We start from the raw sequence: 2,469 nt of genomic DNA on the forward strand, positions 1-2,469 counted from the left end.
GCCCCGTTCCTCGCGCTCCCCGAGGGGCGCCCCGGGGCCGCAGGGCCTTCCGCCCCGTCCCGGCCCGCGGCGAGCGCGGCCGAGGGCCCCGCCCCTTCGCCCCGGCCACTGCCGCCGGGGAAACCCGTGGCCCTGCGCGGGGACTTCTCCGTCCGCGCCGGCCCCGCCGTGGCCGCGGCCAGCGGCAGCACCACGGCCAGGGCGACCGCACTCGCGAGCGCGATCATCCGCAGATTCGCCGCCCGCTGCTGAGACGCACTGGGCTCTCCGGGCACACCGGACGGACGCTCCATAAGGACCACCTGCTGACTCGCCGCGAACGCTGGGGGCGCGGGGACGGCTTCCGACACCCGCCGGACCGACGGCGCCCGGTGACAACGTCCGGCGCAGGCCAGTCCTCACACCTGAACATAGCGGGCAGGACGTCCTCCGCCGGGCGGCCGCGCGGTGGTTGCCACCGTTCTCCGACCGGCTTGCACCCGTAAGAGTGAGAGCGCGTGCGTCTCCCGTCCGTACGCGCTCCCGTGATTCCCCGTGACCGGCGACCCGTCGACGGGCCACCGCTTCCCCGTTCTCCCCGTCGTGCTCCCCGTCGCCCCGTTCTCCCCGTACGGCCCGCGCGGACCTCCCGGCCGCGGAGCCCCCTGCTGCGTCAGTACGCGAGCTTGCTGCCGCCCCCGGGCGTGCCCGCGCTCTCCGCGACGAGGACGTCGAGCACCGTGGCGATGTCCGGCAGCCACGGCCGGGCGTCGGCGACCGGACGGCTCCGGTCCGCCTTGCTCCCCCTGCCGACGTTCCCCCTGCCGGCCTTCGCCGACTTCCCCGTTTTCCTTGCCCTCTCCGGCTTCGCGGGCAAGGCCGGGGCGGCGGACTGCGGCGCGCGCTCCCAGCGCACCCGGCCCGCCCCCGTGGGCGACGGCGGAAGCGCCACGTAACCGCCCTCCCCGTGGAAGCGCAGCGAACCGGGCACCCAGTCCTGGCTGTGCAGCAGCTCGCCGAGGACCTCCAGCGAGTAGGGCGCGACCAGCAGGGCCCAGCGCGTGGGAGTGGCGACCACGGGCCCGAGGCGGACGCCCGCGCGGTCGAGGGCGGCCAGGGAACGCGCGGCGGCCACGGCGGGCAGGCTCACGGCGCAGGGCGCGCGGCCGCCCGTGGCGAGGATGACGGGGGCGTCAGGACGGTTGGTCCACCACCAGCGGACCATCCGGGCGTCCGTCGTCGCGGCCAGCAGCCCGGGGTCGAACGGGTGGGCGCCGGGGGCCGCGCAGTCGGGGTGCGGGCACGCGCATTCGCGCTCGCGTCCGCCGCCTGCCCGCAGCCCCACACCCGGGAGCACGGGCCACTGCCACTCCGTGGCGCAGACCAGCGCGGCGGTGAGCCCCGCGGACCGGCCGGCCCGCCGGAGCGAGAGCTTGCGTCGCCTTCCGAGGATCTCGCGCATGAGCGCTCGTTCCTTTCCGTGAACGCCTAAGTCGGAGCCCCTGCCGGTGAACAGGAGCCGTATCGCACTGCGTGGTGCTTCTCTGAACTGCGGTAACTGGCTGGTCTTGCGGGCACTGCAACACAAACTGCCGGGACGTACGGGCGGTGCGGACTGCGTGGCATTGCGATGGCACTGCATGGGTGCTACTGACCTACGGCCGGTCTACAGCTGACCTACATGGCACTACGGCCCGGCAGCGCGCGCTGCTCAACACGCCGTGGCTCTTCCGAGGCCGGTACACCACGTGGATCAAAGTCACTGCATGTACAACGCAGCGCATCACGCCACGGGCGGGGCGTGAAACGTGGCGGGGGGTGGCGCACCCATGGCGCTTTGCCGAGCCTGTACGCCTGTCCAACCGCGGCACAGGTCTTCCCACGCCCTCGGGGGCGGGCGCGGCCTCGCCGGGGAAGACGCCCGGGCCCGCCATGGGGTTCCGGGGCGGCCCCAACTGGCCCTGTCCTTCTCCGAGTACGTACCCACCAGGGTGGATATGACGCGCTGTCGAACAACGCCAGTCGACCTCAAATCCATGCCCCTGGGACCATTTTCCGGCCAACTTTGAAACCCCATAGACACCACCAATCCCACCGGCCCAATGCTGGACATCGGCTTGCCCGGGCGTGTACATGTGGAGCACTGATAGCGCGCAACACGACAGGGGGTTTGCGATGCTATTGACGAAAAAGCACAGGCCAACCAGCAGGTCAAGAGGGCTCGGCGAGATGCCGGGCGAGCCGCTCCGAACCCCTGCCCGCCGCTTTCCGGCACGCTCCGCACCGGGCAGACGGTCATGACGACGCCCCACCTGCCGAAAGTGGCCGGAATCAACCCTCCGCTGTCCGCGCCCTCTCAGACTCCGGCCCCCGCGTCCGCCACCCCCTCCGACGGCACCGCCGCACCCGACGGGTCCGGGCCCGGACCGTCCGCCGGGGCCCCCGCACCCGACAGCCCGCCCGGGGGCTCCGGCTCCCCCGCCGGCCCGG

General features: G+C 73.5%; 1 protein-coding gene and 1 pseudogene. One reads left to right on the forward strand and one right to left on the reverse strand.

What is annotated here, in order from left to right:
• Positions 1 to 252 (forward strand): annotated as a pseudogene (locus tag K6I34_RS35600) (hypothetical protein); the annotation flags it as partial.
• 400 nt (positions 253 to 652) lie between these two features.
• On the opposite strand, the gene K6I34_RS35605 reads toward K6I34_RS35600, so the two are convergent.
• A complete protein-coding gene (locus K6I34_RS35605) occupies positions 653 to 1,441 on the reverse strand; it encodes a bifunctional DNA primase/polymerase (RefSeq protein ID WP_229332170.1) in 789 nt (262 codons plus the stop codon).
• Between the last annotated feature and the right edge of the window lie 1,028 nt (positions 1,442 to 2,469).

This window comes from Streptomyces sp. UNOC14_S4, from assembly GCF_020740835.1.
Taxonomy (GTDB): Bacteria; Actinomycetota; Actinomycetes; order Streptomycetales; family Streptomycetaceae; genus Streptomyces.

Bases quoted from the DNA above. Each gene is read 5' to 3' on its own strand.
- K6I34_RS35605 (WP_229332170.1), bottom strand. From the start codon at position 1,441: ATGCGCGAGATCCTCGGAAGGCGACGCAAGCTCTCGCTCCGGCGGGCC.